The sequence below is a fragment of the Thermostichus sp. MS-CIW-41 genome, assembly GCF_054058915.1.
Genome location: NZ_JBSSBO010000062.1, coordinates 1 through 14,313 on the forward strand (window position 1 = coordinate 1; position 14,313 = coordinate 14,313).

The 14,313-nt window shown below is 58.7% G+C and carries 15 protein-coding genes; 7 read left to right on the plus strand and 8 right to left on the minus strand.

The window, feature by feature from the left end; all coding sequences use genetic code 11:
• Positions 1-272 precede the first annotated feature (272 nt).
• Positions 273-398, plus strand: coding sequence for a hypothetical protein (locus tag ACVWXE_RS13200; RefSeq protein ID WP_457490535.1), 126 nt, complete (start codon positions 273-275; stop codon positions 396-398).
• Positions 399-507: 109 nt separating this feature from the next.
• On the opposite strand, the gene ACVWXE_RS13205 is transcribed toward ACVWXE_RS13200, so the two are convergent.
• From ACVWXE_RS13205 to trpE, 4 genes are all read right to left on the minus strand, one after another.
• The gene (locus tag ACVWXE_RS13205) at positions 508-969 is read right to left on the minus strand and encodes a hypothetical protein (protein WP_457490529.1); all 462 of its coding nucleotides are present in this window, start codon (positions 967-969) and stop codon (positions 508-510) included.
• A gap of 179 nt (positions 970-1,148) precedes the next feature.
• On the minus strand, positions 1,149-2,255 hold the full coding sequence (chlG, locus tag ACVWXE_RS13210) for a chlorophyll synthase ChlG (protein WP_414343396.1): 1,107 nt from the start codon (positions 2,253-2,255) through the stop codon (positions 1,149-1,151).
• An 884-nt stretch (positions 2,256-3,139) separates the two neighbouring features.
• The gene (locus ACVWXE_RS13215; RefSeq protein WP_457490530.1) at positions 3,140-3,970 is read right to left on the minus strand and encodes a phytanoyl-CoA dioxygenase family protein; all 831 of its coding nucleotides are present in this window, start codon (positions 3,968-3,970) and stop codon (positions 3,140-3,142) included.
• A 3-nt stretch (positions 3,971-3,973) separates the two neighbouring features.
• Positions 3,974-5,494: an anthranilate synthase component I gene (trpE, locus tag ACVWXE_RS13220; RefSeq protein WP_457490531.1), complete on the minus strand. Its 1,521-nt coding sequence runs from the start codon at positions 5,492-5,494 to the stop codon at positions 3,974-3,976.
• 140 nt (positions 5,495-5,634) lie between these two features.
• On the opposite strand from trpE, the gene ACVWXE_RS13225 reads away from it, so the two are divergent.
• Together ACVWXE_RS13225 and ACVWXE_RS13230 are read left to right on the plus strand one after the other, a co-directional pair.
• The gene (locus tag ACVWXE_RS13225) at positions 5,635-6,183 is read left to right on the plus strand and encodes an NUDIX hydrolase (RefSeq protein WP_011432186.1); all 549 of its coding nucleotides are present in this window, start codon (positions 5,635-5,637) and stop codon (positions 6,181-6,183) included.
• A 258-nt stretch (positions 6,184-6,441) separates the two neighbouring features.
• Positions 6,442-7,107 carry a hypothetical protein gene (locus ACVWXE_RS13230; protein ID WP_414332047.1) on the plus strand — a complete coding sequence of 222 codons (666 nt, stop codon included), beginning with the start codon at positions 6,442-6,444 and terminating at the stop codon, positions 7,105-7,107.
• A 393-nt stretch (positions 7,108-7,500) separates the two neighbouring features.
• Here ACVWXE_RS13230 and ACVWXE_RS13235 read toward each other — a convergent pair whose 3' ends face one another.
• Positions 7,501-8,400, minus strand: a complete 900-nt coding sequence (locus ACVWXE_RS13235) for a M23 family metallopeptidase (protein WP_457490532.1) — start codon at positions 8,398-8,400, stop codon at positions 7,501-7,503.
• Positions 8,401-8,605: 205 nt separating this feature from the next.
• Here ACVWXE_RS13235 and ACVWXE_RS13240 point away from each other — a divergent pair, with 205 nt between their 5' ends.
• Positions 8,606-9,652, plus strand: a complete 1,047-nt coding sequence (locus tag ACVWXE_RS13240) for a carotenoid biosynthesis protein (RefSeq protein WP_457490533.1) — start codon at positions 8,606-8,608, stop codon at positions 9,650-9,652.
• A 46-nt stretch (positions 9,653-9,698) separates the two neighbouring features.
• Positions 9,699-10,736, plus strand: coding sequence for a threonine aldolase family protein (locus tag ACVWXE_RS13245; RefSeq protein ID WP_457490536.1), 1,038 nt, complete (start codon positions 9,699-9,701; stop codon positions 10,734-10,736).
• A gap of 89 nt (positions 10,737-10,825) precedes the next feature.
• Here ACVWXE_RS13245 and lspA read toward each other — a convergent pair whose 3' ends face one another.
• The 3 genes from lspA to ACVWXE_RS13260 form a co-directional block, all read right to left on the minus strand.
• Positions 10,826-11,350 carry a signal peptidase II gene (gene lspA / locus ACVWXE_RS13250; protein ID WP_457490534.1) on the minus strand — a complete coding sequence of 175 codons (525 nt, stop codon included), beginning with the start codon at positions 11,348-11,350 and terminating at the stop codon, positions 10,826-10,828.
• Between the two features lie 266 nt (positions 11,351-11,616).
• Positions 11,617-11,841 carry a hypothetical protein gene (locus ACVWXE_RS13255; protein WP_414332042.1) on the minus strand — a complete coding sequence of 75 codons (225 nt, stop codon included), beginning with the start codon at positions 11,839-11,841 and terminating at the stop codon, positions 11,617-11,619.
• A 156-nt stretch (positions 11,842-11,997) separates the two neighbouring features.
• The gene (locus tag ACVWXE_RS13260; protein ID WP_414409331.1) at positions 11,998-12,801 is read right to left on the minus strand and encodes an ABC transporter permease; all 804 of its coding nucleotides are present in this window, start codon (positions 12,799-12,801) and stop codon (positions 11,998-12,000) included.
• A 166-nt stretch (positions 12,802-12,967) separates the two neighbouring features.
• Here ACVWXE_RS13260 and ruvA point away from each other — a divergent pair, with 166 nt between their 5' ends.
• Both ruvA and nadD read left to right on the plus strand, forming a co-directional pair.
• Complete coding sequence (gene ruvA, locus ACVWXE_RS13265; RefSeq protein WP_457444970.1) at positions 12,968-13,582, plus strand: Holliday junction branch migration protein RuvA; 615 nt, start codon at positions 12,968-12,970, stop codon at positions 13,580-13,582.
• Entirely contained in the window at positions 13,579-14,187 is a 609-nt protein-coding gene (nadD, locus tag ACVWXE_RS13270) for a nicotinate-nucleotide adenylyltransferase (protein ID WP_011432197.1), read from the plus strand. Before ruvA ends, nadD begins: the two co-directional genes overlap by 4 nt.
• The last annotated feature ends 126 nt before the right edge of the window (positions 14,188-14,313 follow it).

Here is a 14,313-nt window from a genome sequence, read left to right on the forward strand (position 1 = left end):
TGGGGCATCCCGTTCTCAAAGCTCAGGAAATGTCCTTCACAGGAGTCACTGAGAAGCCCGTACTCTTTCGCTTTAGCGGCGCGGAGCGCTTTGCGTCAGCATGAGTGCGGGAGTATGTCACACCGCAAAATAGGCTACGGTTTCTAGCGGCAGAGCAACTGGCGCAATTGCGGGGGTTTTGATCTTCGGCCCAGGCTACTCCTCTCTCAGGGGCCTGCAGGATTACCTCATCAATGGCCTGAAAAAATGGCCTGAAAATCGATCACTCCTTCATCTCGCGCTGGGGGCCGAATGGAGAAAATGCCGAGACCATTCGCCTGATCATCACCTTGGCCCGCAGCCTGGGAATGGATGTCACTGCCGAGGGGATCGAAACCCTACAGCGACTGCACCAATGAGGCTGTTGAACTGCGAGTATGGCCAGGGCTATTTCTTCGCCAAACCTCTCTAGGATGCAGAGCAAATGCTGCGGTTGCAACTGGACAAGAGGTGAAGGGATCCCTGCCCTCAGTCTAGGATGATGCGCAGGCCGCTACCCGAGGGAGTCGCCGGTTCAGAGCTGGGCAAAATCCGCAGCCCACTGCCGGAGGGCCGGATCACTGTGTTGTCAGCATTTACGAAGAAGGTGTTGGATTGGCCGTCCCGCTCATACACCACCACGTCGTTGCGGTTGAACTGGGAGCGACAGATGATGGGGGAGTTGTCGGCAGCAGTAGCCGCACTGCAGCGGTAGCCAGGGGCAGAGACGATCTTGCCTTCTTCATCGATGGAAAAAGGAACTGCAGAGGGCAAGATTGGAGAAAAGACCGGCTGGTCGGGATTGAGGATCACCGAGCCACCTGTGCTGGGTTCTACCACGATCCCCCGCCCGTCGATGACGATCCGCTGCGCTTGGGCGGGAGAGACGGCCAGCGGCCCCAAGAGCAAAGCCAGGCTTAGGCCGAGTTGGAGGGGAAACAACAGCTTCATTGGATATCTCCTTTGGCCCAGGGCCATAACAGCTTCCAGGGATCCGCCAACGATCCTTGCAGGGGATGGATCCCTGGCTCAACTTAACTTGATCTTGATCTTGGCCCAGATGTCGGGCCGAACCCAGGGCGGAAGCCGTCACCTCTGTTGCCAAGATGGGCACTTTGCCGTCGGCTCGACTACCACAGCCCCGAGCGGCCCAACGCCAGCCCGACCACCAACATGCCCAACACCAAAAAGGGCTGCGCGCTGGCTTGGTATTTCACATCGTTGTTCAAAGGATCCCGCAGCAGGTACATATCTTGGAAGGTTATTTGCGGGATGATCAGCAGCACCAAAAGGGCCGCGTAAAGTTTTAGGCCCGCCCCCAGCAAAAACGAGGCCATGCCGAACTGGAACAGGTCGATCATCAGCACCGAGATCCAAGCGGCCCCCATCGCCCCAAACATCACCGGCAAAGAGGCCAAGCCAAACTGCCTGTCCCCTTCGATGCTTTTGAAATCGTTGACCACGGCAATCCCCAGCCCGGCCAAGCTGTAGATCAGCGTCAGGATGCAGACCGTCCAGTTCAGCTCGCCAAACAAGGCGTGACCCGTCCACCAGGGCAGGGCGATGTAGCTGGCGCCCAGGGCGTAGTTGCCCAGCCAGCCGTTGCGCTTGAGCTTCAGGGGGGGCGCCGAGTAGATGTAGGCAATGAGGGCTCCCGCCAAGGCAATGCAGGTGATCACCGGGAAGTCATGGCCGGTGTACCAGTCCAGGGCATAGGCCAAGCCCAACCCCAAGATCAGCAGCACCCAGATCTGGATAACCACCCGCTGCAGAGAGATGGCCCCCGAAGGGATCGGGCGGTAGGGCTCGTTGATGGCGTCGATCTCGCGGTCGTAGTATTCGTTCACCGTTTGGGTATAGCCCGTCATCAGGGGGCCCGCCAGAATCATGCCCACCAAAATGAGAGCCACATTCTCCCAAGTCCAGGTGAAGTGACCGGAAGATGCCGCCCCCGGAATCAGACCCCACACCAAAGGGATCCAGGTGACAGGCTTCATCAATTGCAAGTGCAACTGCCAAATGGAGCGAGACTCCACCTCTGCTCCTTTCATGCCCAGCAGTTGACGGACACGCTGCGCATTCGACCCGCCGGTGCCAGGGGATCCCTTGCCGGGATCCGAGTCTGGGGTGGTTTCTTCCGCAGTAGCTCCTACCTCCTCTAAACTGGGCTCTGCAGCAAAGGCCATCTCAGCCGCCATTTCCGACGAGGAGGGATCTTGAGGGATCTTTTCGCTCATGGTGGGATGCGCAATCCAACTGCAATAACGGGGATAACCACCCCCATTCTGAGACATCGTGACATACTCCCGCACTCATGCTGATGCATAGAGTACGAGCTTCTCAGTGACTCCTGTTAAGGACATTTCCTGAGCTTTAAGAACGGGATGCCCCACCGCTCTGTGTTTACCATAGCAAGGGTTTCCGCCTTTCATCCTGACCCTCATGCTGATACATAGAGGGCGTCGCTTCTCGGCGGTCTAGCTGACCGGATTCCTCAAACAAGAGGAGAGCATGACTCTAGTCAATAATAAGCTCAACTATACTGAAAATAATGTATAATATGTTCAGTACGGATTACTACCAGTTGATCTTTCTGTTTACTTTCGAGTCTGCCAACATGGTAGCCAAAGCAAAGCAGAAAATTGGTAGTAAGACGACACGGAAACTGCGCTTTGGGTATTCTACTCAAAGCTTTGCGGGATACCGCCATTCTGGTTGGAAACAAACAGAATGCTATCGCTGCATAGTTGAACAGTGATGTTCAGCAGTGTTCAGCGTAAATGTATCAGGTTGACGTTCTCCCCACGGCTAAAGCCAGAGGATCCGTTCTCAGCCAGCAAAACAACTCCCACTGACTGAGCTACACCGAGCATGTGGCTTATACCGCAGCACCGTGGGGGACGCCAAAGCGCTTCGCGCCGCCAAGGCGAACGCACCAGCTACTGGGATGTGGAAACACCCCAGATACTTCTACTTCACCTTCAGCACTGCACCTTTCTATAAATTCTATAAATGGGTGGAGCGATACTCACATCCTATCAGGAGACGGTAGCTTATCCCTAGGCATAAATGCCGGGGCCTGAGCCGCCGAGTTTTCGGTTAGCTCGCAGTTCCGGGCCATCTACACAATCTGTGCCGTCACGAATAGGCGCTGATGCTCGGCTGGGATCCGCTCTTTCTCTTGGGCCGGGATCACCAGGGGAGGTTGCCGAGTGTAGTTGACAGGATCCCGAAACCAAGCGCGGCTGTAGGTGTTGTAGAGAAGAGGACGGGGAGCGGGCGAGCGATTGGCCCGACCCAGGTGAATCAGGCGGTAGTCGAACAGGAGGCAGGATCCCTTGGCCAAGGGTGGATCGACAAAGGGCATCTGCTGGGCCAGCTCGGTATAGTGGGCATCGAAGACCGCATGGCTGCCGGGCCAGAGACGGGTCATGCCGTTCTCTTCGTTGACCTCCACCAGAGGAATGAGCAAATTCAGGGCATAGCAAGGAATGATCGCATCCAAGGTCTCGTCGCCAAACAGATGAGACAGATCCCGGTGAACTTGTTGATCGGCGGATCCCGGCAGAGAGACCACCGCCCCCAGCCCGCTCAAGATCAACTCCGGCCCCAAAATCCGCTTCAGGATGGGCAAGATCAGAGGATGGGCATAGATGAGGGGATCGTTGAAGGGGCCCTCCAGGCGAACCGTTACCATCACCCGTCTATTGCCCACTAACAGGGCATCGGCGTGGTTTTCGTGGGTGCAGTAGCGGCTGTAGGTGGCCAGAAAGCTGCTGTGCAACTTGTCGATGAGCTCGGGGGGAAAGATCTCCGGCAACACCAGATAGCCCTCTGTGGAAAACAGTTCAAAAGCCTGCTCTACGGTCTCTGGATCCGGCTGCTGGAGCTCCTGTAAGGACTCCGTCCTGCTGACGCGAACCGCAGGGCTGAAGCGCAACTGGGCCAACATGGGCTATGTCTCCTGCAAACTGGCCACAGCCATTAACATGCCCCGCGCTTTGTTCAGACATTCTTGATATTCCCGCTCCGGATCCGAGTCGGCTACAATACCTGCCCCGGCCTGCAAGCTCACCTGGCCCTGATGAACCAGCAGAGTGCGGATGGTGATGGCGGTGTTCAGTTGGCCAGAAAAGTCGTAGTAGCCATAGGCGCCGGCATAGGGCCCGCGGCGGCATCCTTCCAGCTCATGAATAATCTGCATGGCGCGGATTTTGGGGGCGCCGGTAACAGTGCCGGCAGGGAAGGTGGCCCGCAGCAGATCCCAGGCGCTGTACTGGGGATCCAGCCGCCCCACCACGTTGCTGACGATGTGCATCACATGGCTGTAGCGCTCGATCTGCATCAGGTCGTCCACCTGCACAGATCCCAGTTGGCAGACCCGTCCCAGGTCATTGCGGGCCAGATCCACCAGCATCACATGTTCGGCCCGTTCTTTGGGATCTGCCAACAGCTCTTGCTCTAACTGCCGGTCTTCCTGAGGGGTGGTGCCACGGGGGCGGGTGCCGGCAATGGGGCGCACGGTGGCGATGCGGTCTTCCCCCACGCGGCTGAGTTTGACCATCACCTCTGGGCTGGAGCCGATGAGGCAGAGATCCCCAAACTGCAAAAACGCCATATAAGGGGAAGGGTTAATCAGCCGCAACGAGCGGTAGAGGCGAAAGGGATCCCCGGCAAGGGAGACGGTAAACCGCTGCGAGAGCACCACCTGGAAGATATCTCCGGCGCGGATGTAGTCCTTAGCCCGTTCCACCGCTTGGCAGTAGGCCGGGCGGCTCAGGGTGCTGGGGGGGATTTGTTCGCGCCAGCGGGACGGAGTCCTTTCCGACAGGTGGGGCTTCCAGTTGAGGTGCAGATGGGCCAGGGAAAGAGGAGCGCTGAGCTGCTGCATCAGCTTTTCCACCCGCCGGCAGGCTTGGGCATAGGCTTCCTCGGCAGCGTGGTGACGGGTATCGGCGAAGGCCACCACCCAGATCTTGCGCTTCACCTGGTCAAAGAGCAGGATGCTGTCCACCTGCATCAAAACGGCATCAGGGGGATCCCCCGGCTGCAGGGGGTGGATGGGCACCTTGGGCTCAATCCAGCGAATCAGCTCGTAGCCCCAGTAGCCAAACAGGCCGCCGATGCTGCTGGGCAATTCCGGCAAATGCACCGGCTCATAGGGCTGCAAGCAGCGGGCCAAGATGGCAAAGGGATCCCCTTGGTGGTGCTCCTGTCGGCCATCGCGGTATCGCTGTAGCGCCTGATCCCCGCGTATTTCCAAAACCCACAGGGGATCGCAGCCCAGGAAGCTGTAGCGGGCTACCTGCTCCCCCCCCTCCACCGACTCCAGGAGAAAGTTGTAGGGCTGGCCAGCACAAACCCGATACCAGGCAGAAACCGGCGTTTCCAAATCCGCCACCCATTCCTGGTACACCGGGATAAAGTTGCCCTGCTTGGTGAGGGCAAGAAACTCCTTCAAGGGAGGGTAAATCATGGCCTGCAACTTTTGTGCTTTTCCTGACTCTACCCCAGACACGGGATCCCAAGGGCGTGTGGATCCCTCTGGATTGCCCGGTTGCAACAGCGCCGAAAACCATTAAGCTGAGAGCGGCTCTACTCTCGGGATCCCTTGCCATGCAAAACCCATCTCAGGTGATTCGTGAGCGCCTCCGCTATCAAGGCCACAAATACACCTTCGTCAGCCAGCGTTTGCGTTTTCCCAACGGCAAAGAGGGAGAGCGGGAGTACCTCATCCATCCCGGGGGGGTGGTGGCCGTGCCTGTAACTGCAGCAGGCAAGTTCGTCTGCATTCGTCAATATCGCTTTGCGGTTGCCTCCTACCTTTATGAATTTCCGGCAGGCACAGTCGAGCCAGGGGAGCATCCCGATGACACCATTCGCCGCGAGCTGGAAGAAGAAACGGGCCTGCGTGCCCATCGCTGGGATCCCCTTGGCCAATTTTATTTGTGCCCCGGCTATTCCAGCGAGATTATGTATGCCTATTTGGCGCGGGAGCTGGAAGTGCTGGATTCCCCTCCCGATAAGGATGAGGATGAAGATATTACCGTAGTGGAGTTTTCTGCTTCTGAGCTTACAGAAATGGCCCGTTTGGGAATGGATTTGGACAGCAAGTCCATTGCCTGCTTTTGGCGGGCCCAATTGTTTTTGGCTGCCGAAAAATAGAGCCCTCCGTCGGGGGGAGCTGCCCCTTGCTCCTGGGGGATCCCTTTCAAATTGGCGGGGCGTCGTTCCAAGCCGACTTTGTTGGCTACAGAGGAAGCTCCAGGCTTTTCACCCTAACTTGGTAGCCCATTGCCAGGCGAGATCAAGGTGAGATCGAGGTTGCGTTCGACATAAAAGGGATCCCTGTATCCCGGCTGTTTGGTTGACTGGGAGAACCTTGGAGTCCTTTAGAATTTTAGGGGCGAGGAGTGAGGAAATATGCGGAAGCTGTTGTGTTCCTGTGGTCGAATAGCCTGGGGAGCGGCCTTGGCTGCCACTCTACCGGTTGCTGCTGTTCCTGCCTATCCCCAGCCTGTGCTTCCGCTGCTGCCGGTTCCTTCTGAGGGCGGCGCTGCTCGAGGTGGGGTCGTGGCTTTATTCAATCAATCCATTTGGTGGGATTTTATTCGCGGCAATCGCGGTGAAAACCTGCGCCTGTTCCCGGCCAGCCTAACTTCCCCATCTCGCCAGGATGTGGTGGCCGTGTTTCAGATTCAGCGGCAGCCCACCGTGGAGCCGGTGGTGCGCGTTCTCAGCTTCGAGCACCAGGGGGGGTATAGCTTTCGTCTGCTCCACACGGCTGAGCCGATCCCAGGACGGTTGGTGGAGGCTCACCTGCGCACGGACATTACCTCCAGCCCACAGCCCAAGTTGGTGCTCCTCACCGAGCGAGGGGGCATCAGCCTGCTGCGCTCTGTCTTGGTCTTGGAACACCGGCCTGAGGGACTTGTGCCACTGCTGAGCGTGACGGATCTGAGCAATGCCAGCCTGCGGGTCAGCCCGCAAGGGATCCTGGTCATCTCAAGCCCGCCAGGTGCCAGCCGTGATTTGAGGGCTACCCTCTACCAATGGGAGGGGGATGGCTTTGTCCGTCGAGATCTATAAGTCCATCATCTGTTGTGACTGTTGTGAATCTGCCTGTCAATATCCATCTTTGTCAGCGAGGTCTCGCGCGGAGCGGATGTCCGTCTCGGCTATCGCTGCCCTTGCCAGCAAGCTGATACATTCACGCTGAACTCTCCTGAACATGGTTCAGGAAAGAAGCGATCGCATCCTGCCTATCTCTGTTCGCGTCAGCGGGACGGAGTCCAAACAGGAAGGCGGTATCCCGCAAAGCCCTGAGGAATACCCCCCGAGCGCTTTCCCCCTTCACTTCCCGGCAACCGTTGCGGTGGACTCAAGGATCAGGGGGAAACTTGGTCTACTATATCCCTCTCAATGACTTTTGCCAAACCGCCTAAAGCTCAGTAAATTCAGCAAAGTTCAGGGTTTTGGGGGTTAGAGGCATGCTCCCAAGCTGGGGGCTTGTCCCACCTGCCAAAGGAACAGACTCTCGGCCCCAAGGGGGTGAATGCTCCAGGGATCCAGGCCAGACCCAAACCACCCGTAGGGATCGACGGCAGCCGGTTGGCCGGAGTTGGTGTTGTCGAAGCGACGTACCTCGAAATGGAGATGGGGCCCGCTGGCACAGCCGCTATCTCCCGATAGGCCGATGATTTCTCCTGGGGCCACCACTTGCCCCTCCTGCACCCCGATTTGACTGAGGTGGGCGTAGAGGGTCTCCCAGCGGGGAAGTGCTCTCCCGCCTGTTCTCTCCCCCTCCGAAAGTTCTGGCTCGTGCAGAAGGCGCACCCGCAACCCCCTGACCAGCCGGCCCAAGCTGGGGCAAAAAAACTCCGGCTCCTCACGGGCCACGGTGACCCGACCGGCGGCAGCGGCCAGGATCGGGGTGCCCACCGGCATCTCCCAGTCATAACCGGCATGGCCATCGCTTTTGCCACACGGGTGCAGCGGGTCGGGGATCCAAACCTGGCCTTGCCCACTCACAAACCGTCCGTTGCCATCCCTCTCCCCCAAAGGCAAGTCATGGTCGAAGAGGTTGGTGACAGGAAATTCCCCGACAAAGGGCTTGTGCAAAAACGGCCACTGGGGCGGCGGCGGATCCCCATAAGCAGAACGATATTTTTCCAGCTCCAGCCGATAGTCTTCCAGATCCTGACGCTGGGCGGGATCTTCCGTGTGCTGCTGCAACAGATCCACCAGCTGCAGGGCCTGAAGCCAGTCCTGGCGCTCCACAGCACGAGCCAGTTGGGCGTAAACCCCCACCAGGGATCCCTGCGGCGAAGACGGGGAGGAGACCTGGGGAAAAACGGGCGATATGTTTACGAATTGATACAATAGACAGCAAAATATCAGCAGTGTCACCGTTAGCGGTGGTGACATCTCCGTCCAGAGGGCCATTCCAAGTAGGCCGGCCTGCAAGCAAGCGGGCTTGTTCTTGGCTTCGGGCTCTCTCTTGGGGCCATCCGCTTTTTCCCTCAGCCGCCGTATGGGTTGCAAGGAGACAGAGCGGCTTCGCTTAACCACTCTTCGGGAGTTTCTCATGCGTTGGTTCTCGTCCTCTGGTGTTCTCGTCAGCCTGCCTTTCCAGTCTTCTGTTGGGCGAAGTGTTCTGCCCCTGTCTGGCTCGATTTGGCAGCGGCTGGAGGCCTTAGCTCTGGGTTTGCACATTCTGTCTTTGCTTTTTGGGTTGGCAGGGTTGCTCTGGGTTGTACCCCATCCTGAGTGGGTGGCCAGTTTGCCCCCCATTGGCATTCAAGCTTTCTCCTTGAGCATGGGCAATGGCGGCGTGGCCTACATGGTGTTCGGTGCGCTGGCGGCAGCTCTGATGGGATCCCGGCTGTTGGGGATGCGGCGCCTGTTGATGTTTTTGATCCCGGCGGTGGGCATTTCCTTGGGCAGTGAGCTGTTGGGTACCAGCACCGGGATCCCCTTTGGCAACTATGGCTACCTGAGTGGGCTGGGCTACAAGATTGCCGGTTTGGTGCCTTTTACCATCCCTCTGTCTTGGTTTTATGTGGGGTTGTCATCCTACTTGTTGGCGCGTGTGGCTCTGCAAACCCAGCGCCACTGGTTGATCCACTTCGAGGCCATCATGTTGGGGGCCCTGCTGCTCACCGCCTGGGACTTCGTGCTGGATCCGGCCATGACCCGCGGCTCGATTCCCTTCTGGACGTGGTTTCAGCCGGGGCCCTTCTTCGGTATGCCGCTGCAAAACTTCGGTGGTTGGATGCTGACCGGGGCTGCCTTCATGACGGTGGCCAATCTGCTGTGGGGCGAGGATCAACCCATCCTTGACCGCCGCCAGTTGGTGGGGCCGCTGGTGCTCTATGTAGCTAATTTTGCTTTTGCCCTGCTGATGAGCCTGGGCTCCGGCATTGTTGCGCCGGCGGGGCTGGGCCTGTTGTTGGGGTTGGGGCCCGCTTTGGGGTTGTGGTGGAGTGCAGAGACTCCATCCCCCTATCGCGACCAGCCTGTGCCGCCTTCCCATCCTGAACAGGACTCCATCCCGCTATTGCAAACGGTCGAGGGAGAGGCAGGTCAAGCCTGGGATACTTTGGAGGATCCCGGTTGGGTTGGCGCGAAATAAACTGGCCCTAACCTTTCCTCGGCGAGATCCCCCAGTTGTCCAGGCCATGAACTTCTGCAGCGACAATGTCACAGGCGCCTGTCCTGAGGTGATGGAAGCCCTGTTGGCCCTCAGGGGATCCGCCATGCCCTATGGAGGGGACGAATGCACAGCGCAGGTGCAAAGGCTGTTTGCCGAGATCTTTGAGCATGAAGTGGCGGTGTTTCCGGTGGCAACGGGATCTGCTGCCAATGCCCTGGCCCTTTCGGTGCTCACCCCGCCCTACGGGGCGATTTATTGCCATCCCGAGGCCCACATCAATCTGGACGAATGTGGAGCGCCAGAGCTGTTTACAGGTGGGGCCAAGTTGGTGGGGATCCCAGGGGAACAAGGCCGTATTGACTGGGGCAACTTAAAAGCAGCCCTGGAGCGGGCGGGGTTTGGGGTGGTTCATCACGTGCAGCCTGCCTGCCTCAGCCTGACGCAAGCCACTGAGGCCGGCACCCTCTACTCCTTGGAGCAGCTTGGATCCCTGGCGGATTTGGCCCATCACTTTGGCCTTAAGGTGCATATGGATGGGGCCCGCTTTGCCAATGCCCTGGTTGGTTTGGGCTGCACCCCTGCCGAGATGACCTGGAAAGCGGGGGTGGATGTGCTGTCCTTTGGGGCCACCAAAAATGGAGCCTGGGCTGCGGAAGCGGTGGTGTTTTTTCATCCAGATCAGGTGGGCGATTTTGAGTTTCGTCGCAAGCGCAGTGGCCATCTGGTTTCGAAGATGCGCTTTTTGTCTGCCCAATTGCAGGCTTATCTCCAGGATGGGGTGTGGCTGCGCAATGCTCGCCATGCCAACGCAATGGCCCAGCAGTTGGCTCAGGGACTGGGATCCCTGCCGGGAGCCAAGTTGGTGTATCCTACCGAGGCCAATGAGGTTTTTATCGAGCTGCCGGAGCCGGTTCTCCAGGCCCTAGAGGGAGCGGGGTTTCGGTTTTACCGCTGGCTGGGGGAAGGTCACCACTTAATCCGCCTGGTGACGGCTTTTAACACTTTGCCCGCAGATGTCGAGCGCTTCTGCCAGGTGGCTCAGCAAGCCAGCCGTTTGCAATAGGCGGACGGAGTCCTTGCAGCTGACCGGGGATCCCCCTGGCCAAAGGCCTGAGCATCCCAAGGGATCCCTGAAGGCTGTTCATCGGCTCGTCAATCCTTAAAGTGGGTGCTGTCGCGACCGGGCTTTTTCTCCAAGCGAGGCGAGGTAGCAGTCGATCCCGTTTTCTTTGAGTTGTCCTGTAGCAAACCGATCAGCAGACAGGCCACCCCAAGGTTGATGGCCACATCCGCCACGTTGAATACCGGAAAGCGAATCCAGATCAAATTGAAAAAGTCCACGACATAGCCGTTGACGAAGCGGTCGATGCCGTTCCCCACGGCTCCTGCCCACACCAAGCCATAGCCGGCCTGTTCCCAACGGCCCAGGATCCCGCCGCGAATGGCCAGCAGCGCCAACGCCAGCGCCACCCCCAGCGAGATCCACTTCAAGAGCTCTGCCGAATCTTCAAACAGGCTCCAAGCAGCGCCGGTATTCTCCACGTAGGTGAGGTGAAACACCCCTGGCCACAGCTCAATCTCTGGCCCCGGCAGCAGCCGTTCCACTGCCCAGTGCTTGGTCGCCTGATCCAAGATTACCCCCAGGATCCCGGCCAGCCAAAAGCCTTTGTTTTTCATGTCGTCTTGGCCTCAATCACGTCCACCCGCAAGAGCGCCCCGATGAGCACTTTTCCCATCCTGACATGCTGCTCTTCTGCCGGCTCATTGCACAGAAGCTCAAGGGCGGAGCTCTGGACTCGAAGTTGGGCCTGTAACGGGATCCAACACCGGTGAGTGGCCTCAGAAGCGATTGGCCGCCTCTGGCTTGAGAGGAGCAACAACAAAACCGCCCAGCTTATGCAACTGGACGGGGAGGGCCTAGGTTTGACGGTGGACAAGATCGGCTACCGCCCCTGCTGCTCCAGGGATCGGCGCAATTCGCTGGCCATCTGCATGAACTCTTGCGGGTTGCCCGCTTTGCCGTAGGAGGAGCGATCTTGAACCTTTTTGCCGCTGCCTTGGCGGGTGCGGGTGCTGAGCAAAGCGCTGGCCATTTCCATGAACTTGGCAGGATTTCCCTCGCTGCTGCCCCGCACGAGAGGGGCGCGTCCGGCACGAGTGACAGCCATAGATACCTCAATTTTCACAAATGAAATGCTTGTTACATTTTCTCACAAGGGCTCTGCGATCAACCAGGGCCAGCGTTTCCTTGCTGTTACAGCGACTCCGGCCAATGCTTGGGGATCCCTCCAAGTGCAAACCTTGCATGAGGTTGGAAAGAGCCATCAGCGAGTCGTGGTTTTCTCTTGGGTCAAGTGATGGATCAGCCAAATGGGGAGCACCGTCAGGCCGATCACCCCCAGAGCCACCACGCTGATCACCGGGCGCTGCCGAGGCTTGGTGAGCTGGCTGAACACCCAGATCGGCAGGGTTTGCTGCTGGCCGGCGGTGAAGGTGGTGACGATGATTTCATCGAAAGACAGGGCAAACGCCAGCAGGGATCCCGCCAATAGGGCCGAGGCCAGTTCGGGCAGAAGGATGTACCGAAAGGTTTGCAGAGGATTGGCCCCCAAGTCGGCAGAAGCCTCCAGTTGAGAGCGTCCCATGCGGCGAAACCGGGCCAGCACGTTGTTGTACACCACCACCAGACAAAAGGTGGCATGGCCGATAACAATTGTCCAAAAGCTGAAAGGGATATGCAGCAAATGGATCGCCGAGCGCAAGGCGATCCCGGAGACAATGCCCGGCAAGGCGATGGGCAGCAACACCAAAAACGAGATCGTCTCGCGGCCAAAAAATCGGCTGCGATAGACTGCTGCTGCCGCCAGGGATCCCAGCACCACTGCCACTCCGGTAGCCAGCAAAGCCACCCGCAAAGACAAAAACAAGGCCCGCCAAATATCGGCCCGCCCCCAAGCCACGGCAAACCAGCGCCAGGTCAGCCCCGGCAAAGGGAAGCGCAAGGTCGCCTCATCGGGGCTGAAGGCATAAAGGACGATCACCAGCAGAGGAAGATGGAGAAAGAGCAGCACCCCCAGCGAGAACAGGATCCAAAGCCATTGGCCGATGGGAAAAGGGCGAATCGGCATGGATGAGGGAGAATACAGAGCTGGATGGGGAACAGTCTACAGGTAGAGAAATGGTCTGTGAAATAGCCTTGTAGGGAAGCAGCCTTTGGCAAGGACTTTAGATTGCTTGGCCGACTTTGGAGCTCCAGTCGAGCAGAGCATCCCAAACCCAGATTAAACTCGCAGCATGATCGCGTTTTTAAGCGGCCACCTTGTGGCCATCGAATGGGGAGAGCGCAGTAGCCTCACTGTTGAGGTGCAGGGGATCGGCTATCGCGTCAAGGCCCCAGGACGTTTTCTCAAGCAACTGCCCGCAGTGGGGGAGCCCGTCCGGGTGTTCACCCATTTGGTGGTGCGAGAGACTGAGCTGGTGTTGTACGGGTTTGGCTCGCCAGCCGAGCGGGACTTGTTTGTGGAACTCATCAAAGTCTCGGGGGTGGGGCCGGCTTTGGGCTTGGCCCTGCTGAATACCTTCGGCCTGCCGGAGCTGATTCAGGCGGTGGTGACCGAAAATGTGCGCCTGCTCTCCCTCACGCCGGGGGTAGGTCATAAAACGGCCCAGCGGCTGGCCTTGGAGCTGAAAACCAAGCTGGCCCACTGGCGACAGGGGGTGGGAGTTGCGGATCAACCCTTGGCCGGAGGGCCGCCCATGCCCATCCGAGAAGAGGTGGAAATGGCCTTGCTGGCCCTGGGCTACAGTGCTCAGGAAATTCAAGCTGCCCTGCAAGCTCTGCCCACTCACCCCCGCCCAACAGAAGATTGGCTGCGGGATGCCATCACCTACCTGAGCCAGCAGCCATGAAGCACCGCCGCATTGCCATTCTGGGCGGAACCTTCAACCCTGTGCACCATGGCCACTTGATCATGGCAGAACAAGCCCTTTGGCAGTTTGACCTGGATCAGGTGCTGTGGATGCCGGCAGGGGATCCCCCCCACAAGCCTCTGGCCCCTGGCGCCAGCAAAGCCGACCGCTTGGCGATGGTCAAGCTGGCCATTGCCGACCACGAGCGCTTCGCCTGCTCAGAGCTGGAGATCCGCCGTTCGGGGCGCTCCTACACCATCGAGACACTGCGCACCCTCATCCAGGAGCAACCCAATACCCAGTGGTACTGGATCATCGGCGTGGATGCTCTGCGGGACCTGCCCCAGTGGTATCAAGCGGAAGAACTGGCCCGCCTCTGCCATTGGATTGTTGCCCCACGGGTGGATGCCGGCGATGCCGCCCAGGTGCTGCAGGCGGTGGCCGCAAAGCTGCCCATCCAAGCCCAAATCCTGGAAGCCCCTACCCTGACGCTCTCTTCCACCTACCTGCGACAGCAAATCCAAAAGGGAGGGTCTATCCGCTACCTGGTGCCCCCTGCTGTGGAGCACTATATCCGTCAGCACCGCCTCTATCTGCAGCCCTAAAGGAAAAAAGGGGGCGGATCCCCCCTCTAGAATCACCAAATTTTCGGGCTGGAGGCCCGCACCATAGCCGCAGGCTTGGTGTCGGGAGGAAAGCCCGCCTCCTTATAGGTTTGCTGGTCAAAAGTC

Excerpts from the sequence above, each read along its gene's own strand:
- ACVWXE_RS13225 (WP_011432186.1), top strand. The coding sequence starts at position 5,635 with ATGCAAAACCCATCTCAGGTGATTCGTGAGCGCCTCCGCTATCAAGGC.
- chlG (WP_414343396.1), bottom strand. The coding sequence starts at position 2,255 with ATGAGCGAAAAGATCCCTCAAGATCCCTCCTCGTCGGAAATGGCGGCT.
- ACVWXE_RS13240 (WP_457490533.1), top strand. The coding sequence starts at position 8,606 with ATGCGTTGGTTCTCGTCCTCTGGTGTTCTCGTCAGCCTGCCTTTCCAG.
- ACVWXE_RS13255 (WP_414332042.1), bottom strand. The coding sequence starts at position 11,841 with ATGGCTGTCACTCGTGCCGGACGCGCCCCTCTCGTGCGGGGCAGCAGC.
- lspA (WP_457490534.1), bottom strand. The coding sequence starts at position 11,350 with ATGAAAAACAAAGGCTTTTGGCTGGCCGGGATCCTGGGGGTAATCTTG.
- ACVWXE_RS13230 (WP_414332047.1), top strand. The coding sequence starts at position 6,442 with ATGCGGAAGCTGTTGTGTTCCTGTGGTCGAATAGCCTGGGGAGCGGCC.
- ruvA (WP_457444970.1), top strand. The coding sequence starts at position 12,968 with ATGATCGCGTTTTTAAGCGGCCACCTTGTGGCCATCGAATGGGGAGAG.
- ACVWXE_RS13215 (WP_457490530.1), bottom strand. The coding sequence starts at position 3,970 with ATGTTGGCCCAGTTGCGCTTCAGCCCTGCGGTTCGCGTCAGCAGGACG.
- ACVWXE_RS13260 (WP_414409331.1), bottom strand. The coding sequence starts at position 12,801 with ATGCCGATTCGCCCTTTTCCCATCGGCCAATGGCTTTGGATCCTGTTC.
- ACVWXE_RS13245 (WP_457490536.1), top strand. The coding sequence starts at position 9,699 with ATGAACTTCTGCAGCGACAATGTCACAGGCGCCTGTCCTGAGGTGATG.
- ACVWXE_RS13205 (WP_457490529.1), bottom strand. The coding sequence starts at position 969 with ATGAAGCTGTTGTTTCCCCTCCAACTCGGCCTAAGCCTGGCTTTGCTC.
- nadD (WP_011432197.1), top strand. The coding sequence starts at position 13,579 with ATGAAGCACCGCCGCATTGCCATTCTGGGCGGAACCTTCAACCCTGTG.
- trpE (WP_457490531.1), bottom strand. The coding sequence starts at position 5,494 with ATGATTTACCCTCCCTTGAAGGAGTTTCTTGCCCTCACCAAGCAGGGC.